The following is a 16512-nucleotide window of genomic DNA, read 5'->3' on the forward strand; positions in this document are numbered from 1 at the left end:
TTAACCGGCCGCGAATTTTTTTGCTGCCCACTCCGCGCCGCCCTGCTGCTGTGGCGGCGGGTTATCGTGTTCGCCGACCACCGCGAAATAACTGTTCCAGGCGCGTAGCAGGTTCGGCCCGTCCGCTACGGCCGGCTGTTCGAGGTATCGTGCGTTGGCCCGCACGATGCGCAGCAGATCACCCGGATAACACGCGAGCAGCGGCCGGCCGGACGACATATGCAAGTGATGCACGAGGTACTCGAAGGCGTCGTCGTCCGACGCCACGGAGAGTTCTCCACAGCGCTGCTCGTACACGGCGCGATACTCGACGACATCGAGTGGGCCGACGTACAGCTTGCAGCCGAGGCGCCGGAAGAACGCTTCATCGCCGAGGTCGGCTGGGGAGAAATTGCTCGAAAACGCAACCCAGACGTCGAAGGGCACCGAGAAGCGCAAACCGGTATGCAGCGTGAGCATGTCGCGTCCACGATCGAACGGCACGATCCAGCGGTTGAGCAGCTCGGCCGGCTCCACGCGCTGGCGGCCCAGGTCGTCGACAACGTACAGACCGCCGTTGGCCTTCACGTGCGGGGGGGCCTGGTAAAAACCGCTGGCCGCGTCGTAGCGCAGTTCGAGCATGTCGAGGGTCAGCTCGCCGCCTGACAATACGGTGGGCCGCTTGCAAATTTGCCAGCGGGCATCCGAAGGTGCGCTCAACGCGCTGTCGGGCTGCGTCGAGCCACAGGGTTCGTGAATGAGCGGGTCGAAAATCTGGATGACTTCGTTTTCGACCACGATTGCGTACGGCACGGCCACGTGGCCCGGCAGCAGCCGCCCCAATCGTTCGGCCAACGAAGTCTTACCGCTGCCCGGTGGGCCGAAAAAGATCACCGGCTTGCCGCTGTTGACCGCGCCTCCGATGTCGTCGAGCAGCGTCCCCCTGACAGTCAAGCCAGCAAAGGCAGCCCGCATGCCGGCGCGGGTAGCCTGCAGTTGCCGCACCGATTGGCGCTGGAGCATGGCTTCGTATGTAGCGAGCGCTACCGGCGCCGGGCCGACATAGCGGCAACGGGCCATGAACTCGCTTGCGCGCTGACGCCCGCTATCGGTCAGCTGCAGGTCGACGTCGATATCGCTGGCGCCGCGCCGGACGATCTCAAGCACCCGTTCGCGCACCGCGAAGGCCACTACGCCGTCGAGCACGCTGGCGCCCAGCTTGAGGCGCTGCACCAGTTGAGACAGCGACACCTTGCCCAGCAGGAAGGCAGTCTTGGCTACCAGTTCAAGCAGGAAATTTTGATCGAGGCCGGTATCGGCAATAGTGCGCGGCGCGCGCGCCAGCAAATGCGTTTCTGCGCCTCCCCCGTTGAGGCGAGCCCGGCTGGCGTCCTGCAGGCGGCTGATGTCAGCCGGCGCGCCCGGCGCCGTTTTCAATTTGTCGGTCATGTTATTTCCCCGGTTATCTCGTGCCGCGCACGAGCCCTGCTGTACTGCTTGCTCTTTTTCCCTTCTATGAGGGTGCTTCCTGCATGGTCGAGCGCTTGTGCGCTTAGCCGTCAGAGCGTGCCGCCTCTCGTCTGGAGAAACATCACGCACAGCGTGCCCAGGGCAATCGCGACGCCGTATGGCAGCGACCCTACCGAGGTGAACGTAGCGCCTTTGCCTCGCGCTTCCTTGCCACCTAACAAGGCGGGTCCTGCCAGGACGATTGCCAACATGTTCGCGCCTGTGTCCTTCACTGCACGCTTGAGAACGATCGTCGCCAGCGCCCACACGCCGCCCAGCACGAATGTCACAAGCACAATCTCCAGGGCAATGTCTGATCCGACAAACGCGCCGACCGCCGCCATCAGCTTTACGTCGCCCGCGCCCATTGCGCGCAGCAGGTACAGCGGCAAGAACAGGCTTCCCCCCGTGAGCATTCCGAGCAACCACCGGCCGCCACCTTCACCCACCCCATGCAGGCGCCACTGCATCGCCAGCGCCAGCGCCAGCCCTGTCAGCACAAGCCAGTTAGGAATGCGACGGGTGTGTAAATCCCAGCCCGCGGCCACCGCCACCAGTCCCAACAGGCACACACCGACCGGAAATTCAAAGGCGTTCATGGAGTCCCCCGTTTTCGTTTCGCCAAGGCAAAACAGGAAGCCGACCCAAAAGAATGAAAGGGCCAGCCCTTTTCTCAATTTTTAAGGCACCGTGATAGCGTTAAACCACGCACCAAGGTTGGTGTACAGGGTATTGAGGCCCCCACCGAGAGCTGTTGCGCCCCCAATGATGGCCACCCCTACCAGCGCGGCGAGCAGGCCATACTCGATCGCCGTCACGCCGTCGTCTTCTCGCAAGACGTTACGAATCAGATCGCGAATCCGTTGCATCTGAGCCCCCAGAAAAAGTTCCTTCCCCAAGCGCACTTCGCCAGTGCGACGCAAGGAGCTGCCCTGAAGGAGACACGGGCAGCTCCCTTGCCGCGGCTTATGCTGCTGCTGCGGCGGCGGTGTTCATTTTTCCGCCGATGTTGTTGAACAGGGTATTGAGGCCCGTGCCGAGAACTGTTGCGCCGGCAATAATGGCCACCCCCACCAGCGCAGCCAGCAGACCATATTCAATCGCCGTCACACCATCCTCTTCGCGGGCGAAATCACGGATCAGGTCGAGAGTCTTTTGCATTTGAAGCTCCTTGAAAAAGAAGTTTTTAGTACACCCAAACATGCCCGCTGCGGGACCGAGCAATCATGAAAGGCTGCTGACTGCGCAGCCGGAATTGGCCTGGCTCACCGGTTCAGTACTGGAGCGCATCGTTTCGGTATCGTGTGCTCCAGCCGTTCCCCCTCCCCAACGCCATCACTGCGGAAACTTCGATAACCGTCGACGCCAGTGATCGCTGTTCCCCGCCGTCGGCACTACCGTCCTTGAAGGTTGGTTATGTGCCGAAGCTTTCTGGCGCCGCGGAATTGATACCCCCGTCAGCAGTTCTACGGCGCCTGAAACCGCGGCGCCCTTTACTGCTCAAGCAGCGCGCCACCGTTGCGAGACAATTAGCGAAAAGAATGCCAGCCCGTCGAAGGGCTTGATGGCATTGAATGTTTCGCACAAGCAAAAGACCCGGAGCGCTGGCGACGTCCAGAATGTCTTAGTTTTGAGAAGCTTTTTGGCGAAATCGGCCCAAATAGCCGGAAAAGTGCTTCACCGCTACTTACGAAATATGGTTGGGACCGGGGGCACGTGTTGTTGCGATCAGTGCTACGTCTGTGCGAATGGGAACTGCCCGCCTTGGCACCCTAACTGCTTGTTTTTAATGAGAAAAACGGGCCAACCCGTCGCCGGAAAAGGTAAGGATCACGGGGGCTGCGATACGGCGACGGCTCGCCGAATGATTGTTTGCTCATCCGAAGAATGTTCGCTCGAACACAGAGCCGAACTATTTTGGTAAGGAGATACACCGATGACGCGCAGTGCCGGCACTGATCCGGCTACCCAAAAGAAACTGGCACAGGTTGTTACAACGCCGATACGTCAGTTGCGTCTTTGGTTCTCACGGCGCTTGATATTTTCAGATGTGGCGAATGGCTCCTCGCGTGTCGTGGTGCCGCTCGCTCAAGTTCAACGGCAGCTTCTGAGTGCGCCGCGACCGTAGCTTCGACCGTTTTGGTCGACTGAAACTGCAACCGATGTGTGCTTTTCTGTCTGACCGCGTACAGCCCTCGATGAATGACTGTTCATGTTTAAGGTCGATACCCCGAGGCCAGCATGACATCTTGATCCTGCAAGCATTGAACCGCGTCAGCGGCCACGCGCGTCCGCTCGAAGTGACACCGGCTCCGGCGCGCGCAGTTGCAACGCGAGCGACACGACGGTCGACCCGGGCGTGGACAGCACCGAAAACTCAGCGCCGAGCCGGGCCGCGCGCGTTTGCATGCTGCGCATGCCGGTGCCGCGATAAACGTCGACCGCTGCCGGATCGAAACCTGTCCCGTTGTCTTCTATGGCGAGACGCAGCGCGCCGTCGTCGTAATTCAGATCGATCTGGACGCTCGTCGCATTGCTGTGCTTGAGTACGTTCGTCAGCCCTTCCTGCAGCACGCGCATCACGTCGAGATTCTGAGAGGCAGTGAGGTTGATCATGTCGAGACCCGACACTCGCCATGCGCAGTCGATGCGCCGGATTTCGAAGAGACGCGTCATGCGGTGACGCAGCGGCGCGATCAGGTCGATCAGCGCATGTTCGCCCAGGTCGTGACTCGCAGCGGTATCGATGACGATACGCAGATCGTCGCGCAGCTCCTTCAGGATCGATAGGAACCGCTCGGCGGGAATACTGTGCGGCGCATGTTCGAGCGTCGCGATGCTGCTGACGAGCGTGCCGCCGAGGCCGTCGTGCAGATCGTGAGCGAGACTGAGCCGCTCGCCGAGCCGCGCATTCACGACTTCCAGTTCGTGCTGGCGATGCAGCGTCGCGGTAAGTTCGGAGCGGGCGTCGTCGATACGATCCTTAAGCTCGTCGTTGAAGCGCTCGATCCGGCGCAGGTTCGCAACGAAGTGCCACGCCAGCACGAAGGCCATGCCTACCATCAGCAGTTGCGACGTGAACGTGGTGTAGTAAAGGTTGTCGCGCAGTACGCCGGTTAGGGTCAGCAGATCGTGAATGGCCGCGACGATAAAAGTCACGATGCACACCGACAGGATCCGGTGATCGGTACGCCGGCTTTTCGCGGAGAGGGCCAAAAACACAAAACAACTGGCGAAGAAGATCAGCACCGACGCGGCAATGATTACGATACGCACGGTGGGCAAAAGCGACGTCGGCACGACGAGCAACGTTGCAATGCCGGCCGCCACGCTAAGCCACAACACGACTTCGACGCGCCATGAGCGGCGGTTGCAGAAGCGAAACACGAAAATCGAAAAGAACACACAGTAGGCGTGGAAGATGACCGCGTCGGCCGCTTCCAGCATGTCGTTCGACGAAAACGGCCACGTGCTCGTCGTGATCTGGTTCATGGCCCACAACCACCACGCCAGACACATCAAACCGAACCATCCGTATGCGGTTTCCGTGCGCCGCATCGACCAGAGCGCGATGAAAAAGCAGCCGAGCGTCGCCGTGATGGCAAGGCTGAAGAGTTGCAGATCGTGCCGCATCAGGTGCGCATGCCGGTAAAGCGGCCGCACGGCGTGTGGCGAGCCGACCACGAGCGGCCCAAGTCCTGGCTGATAGGCGGCGAGTCCGGATACGCGGATCAGCAGCGTGTTCTCGCCCGGAACCACTTCGCGTGCCGATAGCACGCGATACCACGGCGTATTCCACATCCGGCTGATCGGTTCGACAAGATCTGGATCCTCGCGCAGCAGTGCGCCGTTCAAATAGATCGCGCCGGCCATGTTCAGGTAGTCGAGCGCCACGGCGAGGGGTTGCGACGTCGACTGCTGGTTCCACGTCACGCGATACCAGACGACGCCGTCGAAATCGGGCCAGCGCGTCGTCCAGATGTCGGGCAGCGTGACGTCGGTCCAGCCGGTTTCCGGCGGTTCATGCGCCTGCCAGCCGGAGCGTACGGCTTCGACGCGGGTGAGCGGGACGGTTGCGGGGTCAACGGATTCGTTGGGCGAAGCGCCCAGCGGCGCGGCAGCGTGCGCCGCGCCCAGATGAAGCAGAACGAACGCCCCGATCAGGGCAGCAAGCCGTGCGAACGCGCTTCGAATACCGCCTGAGTGCGCGAGTTGACGGCCAGTTTCTTGTAGATGTTCTTGATGTGGCATTCCACTGTCAGCCTCGACAAGGACAGCAAATCGGAAATCTCCCGGTTGGTCAGCCCCTTACCGACCAGATTCAGGATCTCGATCTCGCGTGGACTCAATGGAGACCGGAGCGCAGCTTGTAGACGCTCGACATCCTGGCCTGGCGATTTCGCTTCTGCGGTGCCGAGCAGTTCAAGTATGTGTTTCGCGACGAACGGATCGATCGGCGCGCCGCCGCGCAGCGCGCTGCGTACCGACAGCGAAATCTCGACGTCGTCGCGCTCTTTCAACAGATAGCCCGTCGCACCGGCCTGCAGCGCCGCGACGATGACCTGCTCAGTACTCCACGCGGCGATTACCAGAATAGGTAACGCGGCGTCCCGTTCGTGCAAACCGCGGATCAGGTCGATACCGTTGCCGTCGGGCAAGCCGACGTCGACCAGTGCAAGTGCGAACGGCTGCTCGTCGAACAGCGCCTCAGCCTCGGCGATGCTGCCGGCGAACGACAGCATGTCGTCCTTGTAGCCGAGCGTCGACAGGATTGCGCGCAGACGGATCTGCATCATCGGCTCGTCTTCGACGATGGCGACCGGTCCGGGTAATACGGATTCCACGGGCAGGGGAGAGGGCAGAGGCATCGTTGGTCCGAGAAGGGATGAGCGAAGGGATAACGGACGGTGCTGATTGCGTGGGCCACAACGGTGCCGGTAGTCATGCAACATGACACGCCGCAAGGGAATCGGCCATCCCTGGAATTTGGTAGGTACGACAGGCGCGCTGGTGGCCGCTTACCTGATTCCAGGTATTGTGAGTGGCCATGCCAGGGGTTCAAATCGGTGCCCGCCGCCAATGATAGATCACAAACAATGGCGCGCCAGGGGAATCCGTTATGGACCATCATCAGATCGAAAAAGACATTCGGCACCTTGAACAGGTGCTCGCGCACATTTCCGGCGCGGAGTGCATTCCTCTATCGCACTGGCGTGCGCGGATCGACGCGATTCACGCTGCTGTGCGAGTGCCGGCGCAACTCAGGCGCGTACGGCGGCTGGATGAAATGTTAAAGCAGTTGGAAATGCGTTGCGCACCCCCGCGGTTTTCATGCGCCTGAAGTTCGGAGCACACGATTAACCGGCTCTATGAACGTATCCGGAGTTGTCGTGAGGTGCACATCACGACAACTCCGTCAACATTGACCCAAAGTCTTTTTTCTCGTGCTCGTCCAGGTCGGCTGCACGGACCACGGCTGGGCAGCGTCAGGCTAAACACGCAGGTAGCTCAATTGTCGTCTGACCTGCTCGGTAGATGCTCGTGCGGGACCGGCTCCGCTTCTGCGGCATCAGGAACGTCATCCGGAGTGTCCGGCGCAGGTTCAGGAGCCGGCGACTTGGTGCCTGGCATCACGCCGTGGACGGGGTAAATCGGTCGTGTGGTCGGGTTCGAGGGCATGATTTCCTCCTACGCTTTTGTGACCAGCAACGACCATCATACCGCTATCAGAGACGCAGAACGTACCGCCCCCAAGCCCACTATTTGCCTGTCGTACAGGTTTCTGCCGTTCCTTCGCGACAGCGGCAGAAGTCAACGCTTGTTCAGTCTTTGCGCTGATTGAAATTCGGGCAACGCAGCAAATTCACGTGCGCTGTAATAAATATTTCGCAATGTTGAGCTATGGATAGCCGCCTCAAGAAAACGATGACCTATAAATACAATATTCAAATATAAACTCGCACAATGCAGTAAAAAATAAACTACCATCCTTGGTTAAGTTATCTATTCAAATTTTGATGCGATTCGGATCAACCCGTGGGCCATACCAGGCAGGCATCCGCTGGTGTCGGCGGTGGCGTTGTGGGTGGCAATGCACTGCCATGTTATGCAAAAGTAATCAGCAGACGAAATGGCTTTTCCAATAAAAAGCATTCTGCATATTGCATTCGGAAATTGAGCGGTTATGATGACGTCTCCGTGATCCGATTTCTCGAATGATCGCTTCTCGGAGACGGCAGAAATATTTGCCGGGCATCCACGCTGGAGAGCGTAATTAGTACTTCCCGCGCAGACAGACTAAATCGAGGAGACGATATGCTGAGTCCCCATGAATTCGCTACCTTAATGCTCATCAAGAATGCGCCGGACCAGATTGAGCTGGGCCGCGCCGAGCTCGACACTCTGTTCGAGCAGCAACTCATATCACTGGAAAACCTCGCGTCAGGACGCCCACGTCCTCAAGTCACAAGCGACGGCGATTCCATTCTCAAAGCCGTCGCCCGGATGCGCTAGGCATTTGGGACGTCCATCTCCCGGCCCTTAATGAAATCGCAGCATTTGCTGTCCCCCATGTTCGACACGAATACTGCTACTGCACACGGCGATCGCGCCGACGAAACAGTCATGAACGAAGCGTCTCAGTTGGGGTTTTAAGTTGTAGTGCCTGTTGATGTAACGACCGTCCGAAGTCCTCGCGACGCGTGCTGCCTGGCAGGCGTCCTTGCACTTCGATTTATCCAGCATCGCGATCCGCCGCAACACACCCGTCCGATCGGGGTTTCGCGCGCCGGACCGAATTTTGAGGAATTCAACAATGACTATATTGAGTCCCGAGCATGTTGCTGCCGCAAAGGCCAACCTCGACGCATTCTTCGGGTTGACGGGGAAGGTCTTTGAAGGCGTCGAAAAACTGGTCGCGCTGAACCTGCAGGTCGTCAGGTCCACGCTGGCCGAGGCGCAGGAGAACGTGGCGAAGGTGCCCGGCACGACCGACCCGCAGCAGTGGTTCGCGCTGCAAGCAGGTTTCACCGGGCCTTTCGCGGAAAAATCGCTGTCATACGGCCGGCAAGTGTTGGACATCGTGTCGACCACGCAAGCTGAAGTCACACAACTCGCACAGACGCAGTATGAGCGGTATAACGGTCGCGTGCAGACACTCGTCGAGGAAGCGGCGAAGAGTGCTCCCGCAGGTTCCGAAGCAGCGATCGCTGCGTGGAAATCCGCGATTACCTCCACCACGACCCTGTACGAAACGCTGCAGAAAACGGGGCAGCAGGCCATGGAGGTTGCCGGGAGTAATTTTGATGCACTCACAGCCACAGCGTCAAAGGCCGTGCGAAGCAAACCCGAGCAAGCTCCCGTAGCGGCGGGCACGAAGCGATAGAACTGGCGCGGGCAGCGATGCCCGCGGTATGGTTTTTGTAATATATCAAGGATTCCTTATGGATAGGGGATTCCGGCTTCCAGTACATCCAATTCCTGGACTGAACTGACGGCAGTGTTGCTCCAGATGAGCATGACGCCAGCTTTTATGAGGACGATTCGATGGCAAAGCAGATCGCGGTGGTGACGGGTGGAATGGGCGGACTTGGCGAAGCGATCAGCATCAAGCTGCATGACGCCGGCTATGCGGTCGTGGTTACCTGTTCGCCGGGCAACACCGGTGCGAACGAGTGGCTCGCACGGATGGAAGCACAGGGACGACAATTCCGCGCGTACACGGTCGACGTCGCCGACTACGATTCGTGCGAAAGATGCGCGGCGCAAATCAGCGCTGAAGTCGGACCGGTTGACATCCTGATCAACAATGCCGGCATCACTCGCGACGCCAGCTTCAGGAAGCTCGACAAGGTCAATTGGGACGCGGTCATCCGGACCAACCTCGATTCGGTGTTCAACATGACGAAGCCGGTGTGCGACAGCATGGTCGAGCGTGGCTGGGGCCGCATCATCAACGTGTCGTCGATCATCGGCTCCAAGGGCGGGTTCGGCCAGACCAACTATGCGGCGGCGAAGGCCGGCATGCATGGCTTCACGAAATCGCTGGCGCTTGAGGTGGCGAAGAAAGGGGTCACCGTCAACACGATCTCGCCCGGCTATATCGCAACGAAGATGGTAATGGCGGTGCCCGAGGAAATCCGCGAGACGAAGATCGTTCCGCAGATTCCGGTCGGCCGGCTCGGACAGCCCGACGAAGTCGCCGCACTCGTGCTGTACTTGTGCTCGCGCGAAGCCGGCTTCGTGACTGGAGCCAACATTGCGATCAACGGCGGGCAACACCTGCAGTGAAGCGGACAGGTCTCCAATGGAGGTTCCGATGAGCGAAGCAGTGGCAATCGTTGTGGGTTCGTTCGTGCTGGCGATGGCACCCGTGTTCGTCGCCGCTCACTATTACCGGGAGCAAATGCGTCGAAAACGGCTCAGACAGCTGGATCACCGCCACTACTGGCCGCACTGGAGCAACGCCCGGCATTGAGCTACTGTGTTCCCTACCTTGTTATTGCAGTACCGGGGGGCTTCGCATCGTTGCCTGAATGGATGGGCACATCCGTTTCATCAGTAGACGCGCACCGGCAACACCTACGCAATGGCTACCGCCGCATCGTACGCCATGGCGGTAAACATCGATTCGCGCGACAATGAAACGGCGATATCTTGTGACTGGGCCGCCGCGTTCTCAGGCGCGGTGGCCACCCTCGGATTCTGCTGTTCCTCTCAACCAGAAGAATCGCCTATAAGCCAAGGCTTCACTGCCTTGGCTTTTTTTGTGCGCCCGGCACCGTGCTGGTCGACCGCGCGCCACAACCTTTCCCATCGCACGGGAACAGTGCTGTACCGCACCATTTCTGTGCCTGGCGTCGAAATATGTCGTCCCGCCGACAGGATGCGTCATGTGGCATCGCTTTCTCCGGCTTCCTGGCACGCCGAACACTGATTTTCCCCGTGTGGCACGGCATATGCATATAGAGCCCGCATAGGATCAAAGTCGATCTATCTTCAGTCGAACTAATAGCAGCAACCTCACAACGGGCTTTTGGACAACGGCGTCCCCCGAATCCAGTCATCTGACTGGGTTTGCGGGACGCTTTTTATTTTTTCTGGAACGACGATGACAGACAAAGCAACTCGCATCGACATCTTCAGCCTGCGCACGCCACCGATGCGTGCTTTCCACCTGACGTGGATGGCGTTCTTCGTCTGCTTTTTTGCGTGGTTCGCCTGTGCACCATTGATGCCGCTGATCAAGAGCGAATTCGGGCTTTCCGTCGACCAGGTCGCCAATATCAATATCGCCGCGGTCGCCGTCACGATCCTCGTGCGCCTGGTGATTGGTCCGCTATGCGACCGCTACGGCCCACGCAAGGTCTATTGTGGCCTGATGCTCGCGGGTGTATTTCCCGTGCTCGGCGCCGCACTGTCCACTGGCTACGGGAGCTTCCTGCTGTGCCGCCTGTGCATCGGCGCGGTCGGCGCCTGCTTCGTCATTAGCCAGTATCACACCTCGATGATGTTCGCGCCGAACGTGGTCGGCACCGCCAACGCGGCGACGGCCGGGTGGGGCAATACCGGGGCAGGCGCCGCACAGGCGCTCGTGCCGCTGATGCTGGCGGCGATCATGGCGCTCGGTGCGGAGCACTCCTCGGCGTGGCGCCTCGCGCTGGTGGTGCCGGGCCTTGCGATGCCGGTTATGGCGGTGTTTTACTGGCGCTTCACACAGGATTGCCCGCAAGGAAACTTTGGCGAACTGCGGGCGCGCGGAGTCGCCATCGACGGCGGCAAGAAGGGCGGTTGGGCGAGCTTTCGAGCAGCCTGCGCGAACTATCGCGTCTGGATGCTGTTCATCACCTACGCAGCGTGTTTCGGCGTCGAGGTCTTCATTCACAACGTCGCCGCGATCTATTACGTCGATCATTTCCACCTGTCGCTGAAGGGGGCAGGCATCGCCGCCGGCAGCTTCGGCCTGCTCGCACTGTTTGCCCGCGCGTTGGGTGGCTGGCTGTCGGACCAGGCTGCCGCGCGTCGAGGCCTCGACGTCCGCGCAACCTTGCTGTTCGCGCTGATCGTTGGAGAAGGCCTGGGCCTCGTGGGCTTCGCGCACGCGGACAGCATCGCACTGGCCGTGATCGCCATGCTGGTTTTCGGTCTGTTCACGCACATGGCTTGCGGCGCGACCTACGCGCTGGTGCCGTTCATCGACCGCAAGGCGCTGGGCGGCGTCGCGGGCGTGATTGGCGCCGGTGGCAATGTCGGAGCGGTAGCCGCCGGCTTCCTGATGAAAGGCGTCGGCAGCGTCCAGCAGACGCTGGCAATGCTCGGCATGCTGGTCACGCTGTCCGCGTTATGCGCGCTGGTGGTGCGCTTCAGCAGCGAACACAAGGCACGAGAAGCGGCGCTGCGCGAGCACGCGCTGACGGCCGCCGGCACCAACGGCCTTGCAAATTGACGGAATCGCTTTCGCATAAGGGCTGTCGTCATCCATCACGCGCCGCACGGAGAAGGTGCTGCGCCGCACCACCGTTGTGCTCTGCCGCATCAGAATGCGTCAAACCGCTCTGGGCGGACACGTCTTGCGATACGCCTTTCGCCTGCGCAAGGCTCAACGGCGGTGAGTTGTCTCGTATGGCACGGCCTTTGCATAACTCAGGGCAGCGGATCAACGATGATCCGGCCAGCATGCAGTAAAAGTCACTCTTTAGATCACTGGCTTGTTTTGGACAACGGCGTCCCCCGAATTCAGTCACTTGGCGACTGAATCCGCGGGACGCCTTTTTATTTGCCGGACGAAAATCATGCCGCGAAGCGCGTTGGAAATGGATGGAACTCCAGTCATGAACGTTGTCGTCATTGGCCACGGAATGGTGGGTCACAAGCTTCTGGAATGCCTTCTGGACGACGGGAGCGCCGCGCTGCACGTCACCGTGCTGTGCGAGGAGCCTCGTCCCGCTTATGACCGCGTGCATCTGTCTGAATTCTTTTCCGGCAAATCCGCTGAAGACCTGTCGCTCGTCGAGCCAGGCTTCTTCGAGCGTGAGAACGTGCTGCTCAGGCTCAACGCGAAGGCGGTTTCGATCGACCGGGAGGCCCACACGGTGAGCATCTCGACCGGCGAGACGCTGTCCTATGACAAACTGGTGCTCGCTACCGGTTCCTCGCCGTTTGTTCCGCCGATGGCTGGCAGCGATCGTGAGGACTGCTTTGTCTATCGCACCATCGAAGATCTCGAAGCGATGCAGGCGTGCGGCGCGCGGGCGAAGTCGGGCGTGGTGGTAGGCGGTGGCCTGCTGGGGCTTGAATGCGCGAAGGCGCTGCGTGATATGGGACTGGCCGCGCATGTCGTCGAGTTCGCACCGCGCCTGATGGCGGTGCAGGTCGACGACGGCGGCGGACGGGTTCTGCGCAGCAAGATCGAGGAACTGGGCGTGCAGGTCCACACCGGCAAGCACACGCTCGCCATCGTCGATGGCGAATCGGGCACCCACCGCATACAGTTCGCTGACGGCACGCATCTCGACACCGACATGATCGTGTTCTCCGCCGGTATCCGTCCGCGCGATGAGATTGCGCGTGCCTGCGGGCTGGAACTGGGCCCGCGCGGCGGCATTGCGATCGACGACACCTGCCGCACGAGCGATCCTGACATCTATGCGATCGGCGAATGCGCGGCGTGGAACGGCATGGTGTATGGCCTTGTGGCGCCAGGGTATGACATGGCACGCGTCACAGCGAAGCAATTGCTGGGCGATCAAGCCGGTTTCGGCGGCGCCGACATGAGCACCAAGCTCAAGCTGATGGGCGTGGATGTCGCGAGCATCGGCGATGCGCACGGCAAGACGCCGGGCAGCCGCGCGTACCAGTTCAGCGACGAACGCAAACAGGTCTACAAGAAGCTGGTGGTGTCGGAGTGCGGCAAGCAACTGCTCGGCGCGGTGATGGTGGGCGATGCGAGCGAATACGGCACGCTGCTGCAGATGATGCTGAACCGCATCGAGTTGCCGGAAGCGCCGGAATTCCTGATCCTGCCGCAAAGCGACGGCATGACCAAGGCGGGACTTGGGGTTGACGCGCTGCCCGAGGCCGCGCAGATCTGCTCGTGCAACAACGTCTCCAAAGGCGAAATCTGCGCGGCGGTGTGCGCGGGCGCGACCAGTATCGGCGCTGTAAATAGCGCGACATGCGCCGGCACGTCGTGCGGCGGCTGCGTGCCGCTCGTCACCCAGGTGATGAAGGCCGAGATGAAGAAGGAGGGGCTCGCCGTCAACAACCACCTGTGCGAGCACTTCCCGTATTCGCGCCAGGAGCTGTATCACATCGTGCGTGTCGAGGGCGTGCGCAGCTTCGGCGAATTGCTGGCGAAACACGGTCACGGCCTCGGCTGCGATATCTGCAAACCGGCGGTGGCGAGCATCCTCGCGTCGTGCTGGAACGAATTCGTGCTGAAGAAAGAGCACGCGTCGCTGCAGGACACCAACGATTACTACCTCGCCAACATCCAGCGCGACGGCACCTATTCGGTCGTGCCGCGCATGCCGGGCGGCGAAGTCACGCCCGACGGCCTGATCGCGGTCGGCCAGGTCGCGAAGAAATACGGCCTCTACACCAAGATCACCGGCGGTCAGCGGATCGATATGTTCGGCGCGCGCGTCGAGCAGCTGCCGTTCATCTGGGAAGAACTGATCGCCGCCGGTTTCGAATCGGGCCATGCGTACGGCAAGTCGCTGCGCACCGTGAAATCGTGCGTCGGCTCGACGTGGTGCCGCTACGGCGTCGGCGATTCGGTGGGCCTCGCGGTCGAGATCGAGAACCGCTACAAGGGCCTGCGCACACCGCACAAGATCAAGTTCGGCGTGTCGGGCTGCACCCGCGAATGCGCGGAAGCGCAGGGCAAGGACGTCGGCATCATCGCGACCGAGAAGGGCTGGAATCTCTACGTATGCGGCAACGGCGGCATGAAGCCGCGCCACGCCGAACTGCTTGCGTCGGACCTCGATAAAGAGACGCTGGTGCGCTACATCGACCGCTTCCTGATGTTCTACGTGCGCACCGCCGACCGGCTGCAACGCACCAGCGTGTGGCGCGACAACCTCGAAGGCGGCCTCGGGTATCTGATCGACGTGGTCGTCAACGACCGGCTCGGTGTCGCGGCGGAACTCGAAGTCGAAATGCAGCACGTGGTCGACACCTACGAAGACGAGTGGAAAAAGGCCGTCACCGATCCTGAAACGCGCAAGCGCTTCCGTCACTTCGTCAACAGCGATCAGGCCGACAGCACCGTTACGTTCGTCGAAGAGCGCGGCCAGATCCGGCCTGCGACGCCTGTTGAGCGGCAATCGAAGCTGGCGGCGATTCCCGTGGTCGTCGAGACCGCCTGACCGTCCACCACACCTACCTTGAGGAACTCAGCATGAACAACGATCGACTTCCGCAATCCTGGATGCCCGTGTGTGCGCTCGACGACATTGTTCCGAATACCGGCGTCTGTGCGCTTGTGAATGGCGAGCAGGTCGCGGTATTTCACGTCGCGAACGGTGAAGGCAGCGTGTTCGCGATCGACAACTTCGATCCGGGTTCTCAGGCGGCGGTGCTCTCGCGCGGGCTGGTCGGCAACCTCGGTGAGCGCATCGTGGTGGCCTCGCCGATCTACAAGCATCATTTCGATCTGCGCACCGGCGAGTGCCTCGAGGCGCCCGAGAATTCCGTCAACGCCTACCCGGTGCGCGTCGAGAGCGGCAAGGTGTGGGTCGCGGCATGAGACACGAATACCCAGCGCAGAGCTCAGGAGGCGCATCGCTCACCGCGCCTTCCCGCCCGCGTCTCGTAGTGGTCGGCAACGGCATGGCCGGCATGCGCACTGTCGAGGAATTGCTCAAGCTCGCACCGGAGCTCTACGACATCACCGTATTCGGCGCCGAGCCGTACGGCAACTACAACCGCATCCTGCTGTCGCCGGTGCTCGCGGGCGAGAAGAGTGTCGACGATATCATCCTCAACACGCGTGACTGGTATGCAGAAAACGGTATCCGGCTGCATGCGGGGGACCCGGTGGCCGCGATTGACCGCACGCGCCGCATCGTGCGCTCGCAAAGCGGCATCGAGGTGGGCTACGACCGGCTGCTGATCGCGACCGGCTCCACGCCATTCGTGATTCCGGTGCCGGGTCACCGGCTGCCGGGGGTGATTGCGTTTCGCGACATCCAGGACGTCGAAACGATGCTCGCCGCAGCGCGCAGTCACCGACACGCAGTGATCATCGGCGGCGGTCTCCTCGGGCTGGAGGCGGCCAACGGGCTCATGCGCCAGGGCATGTCGGTCACTGTCGTGCACGACACCGACAGCCTGATGGACCGCCAGCTCGACAAGAGCGCGTCGGCCCTGCTGTTGCAGACGCTGGAGCGCCGGGGCTTGCGTTTCCTGCTGAAGGCCCGCACCGCCGAGATCGTCGGGCCGGAGCGTGTCACCGCGGTGCGTTTTGACGACGGCATGGAGATCCCCGCCGACCTGGTTGTCATGACGGCCGGGGTGCGCCCGAATATCGAGCTCGCGAAGCAGGCGGGCTTGCACTGCGAGCGAGCGATCGTCGTCGATGACACGTTGCAGACCTATGATCCGCGTGTCTACGCCGTCGGCGAATGCGTGCAGCACCGGACCGCGACCTTCGGCCTCGTCGCGCCGATCTGGGACCAGGCGCGTGTCTGCGGCGCGCACCTGGCCGGTGCGGGCCACCGTCGGTACGTGCAGCGCGCGACAGCGACCAAGCTGAAAGTCACCGGCGTCGACCTTTATTCTGCCGGTGATTTCGCAGGCGGCCCGGACAGTGAAGACCTTGTGCTGCGCGATCCGCGACGAGGCGTCTACAAGCGCCTCGTGATCGAGGATAGCCGGGTGATCGGTGCGGTCCTGTACGGCGACGTCAAGGACGGAGCGTGGTACTTCGAGCTGATCCAGAACCGGACCGACATTTCTCCGCTGCGCAGCCAACTGCTGTTCGGCAAAGCCCTGTGCGAGGCGCAGCCCGCCTGAACCGGA

General features: G+C 61.1%; 16 protein-coding genes. 10 read left to right on the plus strand and 6 right to left on the minus strand.

What is annotated here, in order from left to right; genetic code table 11:
• The 6 genes from WN982_RS30080 to WN982_RS30105 all read right to left on the minus strand — a co-directional run bounded on the left by WN982_RS30080 (position 1) and on the right by WN982_RS30105 (position 6356).
• Positions 1-1428: an ATP-binding protein gene (locus tag WN982_RS30080; protein WP_341319197.1), complete on the minus strand. Its 1428-nt coding sequence runs from the start codon at positions 1426-1428 to the stop codon at positions 1-3.
• A gap of 110 nt (positions 1429-1538) precedes the next feature.
• On the minus strand, positions 1539-2087 hold the full coding sequence (locus tag WN982_RS30085) for a prepilin peptidase (RefSeq protein WP_341319198.1): 549 nt from the start codon (positions 2085-2087) through the stop codon (positions 1539-1541).
• A gap of 81 nt (positions 2088-2168) precedes the next feature.
• Positions 2169-2387, minus strand: coding sequence for a Flp family type IVb pilin (locus WN982_RS30090; protein WP_341319199.1), 219 nt, complete (start codon positions 2385-2387; stop codon positions 2169-2171).
• A gap of 67 nt (positions 2388-2454) precedes the next feature.
• Positions 2455-2649 (minus strand): Flp family type IVb pilin, encoded by a 195-nt coding sequence (locus tag WN982_RS30095; RefSeq protein ID WP_341319200.1) that lies wholly within the window; start codon positions 2647-2649, stop codon positions 2455-2457.
• A 1113-nt stretch (positions 2650-3762) separates the two neighbouring features.
• Positions 3763-5739 (minus strand): 7TM diverse intracellular signaling domain-containing protein, encoded by a 1977-nt coding sequence (locus WN982_RS30100; RefSeq protein WP_341319201.1) that lies wholly within the window; start codon positions 5737-5739, stop codon positions 3763-3765.
• On the minus strand, positions 5649-6356 hold the full coding sequence (locus WN982_RS30105) for a response regulator transcription factor (protein ID WP_341319202.1): 708 nt from the start codon (positions 6354-6356) through the stop codon (positions 5649-5651). The genes WN982_RS30100 and WN982_RS30105 overlap by 91 nt, the downstream gene beginning before the upstream one ends.
• Before the next feature lie 251 nt (positions 6357-6607).
• On the opposite strand from WN982_RS30105, the gene WN982_RS30110 reads away from it, so the two are divergent.
• The 10 genes from WN982_RS30110 (at position 6608) to WN982_RS30155 (ending at position 16506) form a co-directional block, all read left to right on the plus strand.
• Positions 6608-6829 carry a hypothetical protein gene (locus WN982_RS30110; protein WP_341319203.1) on the plus strand — a complete coding sequence of 74 codons (222 nt, stop codon included), beginning with the start codon at positions 6608-6610 and terminating at the stop codon, positions 6827-6829.
• A 974-nt stretch (positions 6830-7803) separates the two neighbouring features.
• Entirely contained in the window at positions 7804-8001 is a 198-nt protein-coding gene (locus WN982_RS30115) for a hypothetical protein (RefSeq protein WP_341319204.1), read from the plus strand.
• Between the two features lie 301 nt (positions 8002-8302).
• The gene (locus WN982_RS30120) at positions 8303-8872 is read left to right on the plus strand and encodes a phasin family protein (protein ID WP_341319205.1); all 570 of its coding nucleotides are present in this window, start codon (positions 8303-8305) and stop codon (positions 8870-8872) included.
• A 161-nt stretch (positions 8873-9033) separates the two neighbouring features.
• On the plus strand, positions 9034-9777 hold the full coding sequence (gene phbB, locus WN982_RS30125) for an acetoacetyl-CoA reductase (protein WP_341319206.1): 744 nt from the start codon (positions 9034-9036) through the stop codon (positions 9775-9777).
• Between the two features lie 28 nt (positions 9778-9805).
• A complete protein-coding gene (locus WN982_RS30130) occupies positions 9806-9964 on the plus strand; it encodes a hypothetical protein (RefSeq protein ID WP_341319207.1) in 159 nt (52 codons plus the stop codon).
• Positions 9965-10075: 111 nt separating this feature from the next.
• Complete coding sequence (locus WN982_RS30135) at positions 10076-10423, plus strand: hypothetical protein (RefSeq protein ID WP_341319208.1); 348 nt, start codon at positions 10076-10078, stop codon at positions 10421-10423.
• A gap of 174 nt (positions 10424-10597) precedes the next feature.
• Positions 10598-11932, plus strand: a complete 1335-nt coding sequence (locus WN982_RS30140; protein WP_341319209.1) for an MFS transporter — start codon at positions 10598-10600, stop codon at positions 11930-11932.
• A gap of 385 nt (positions 11933-12317) precedes the next feature.
• The gene (nirB, locus tag WN982_RS30145) at positions 12318-14858 is read left to right on the plus strand and encodes a nitrite reductase large subunit NirB (RefSeq protein ID WP_341319210.1); all 2541 of its coding nucleotides are present in this window, start codon (positions 12318-12320) and stop codon (positions 14856-14858) included.
• A 32-nt stretch (positions 14859-14890) separates the two neighbouring features.
• Positions 14891-15238: a nitrite reductase small subunit NirD gene (nirD, locus tag WN982_RS30150; RefSeq protein ID WP_341319211.1), complete on the plus strand. Its 348-nt coding sequence runs from the start codon at positions 14891-14893 to the stop codon at positions 15236-15238.
• Positions 15235-16506 carry an FAD-dependent oxidoreductase gene (locus WN982_RS30155; protein ID WP_341319212.1) on the plus strand — a complete coding sequence of 424 codons (1272 nt, stop codon included), beginning with the start codon at positions 15235-15237 and terminating at the stop codon, positions 16504-16506. Before nirD ends, WN982_RS30155 begins: the two co-directional genes overlap by 4 nt.
• Positions 16507-16512 lie beyond the last annotated feature (6 nt).

This window comes from Paraburkholderia sp. IMGN_8 (assembly GCF_038050405.1).
Taxonomy (GTDB): Bacteria; Pseudomonadota; Gammaproteobacteria; order Burkholderiales; family Burkholderiaceae; genus Paraburkholderia.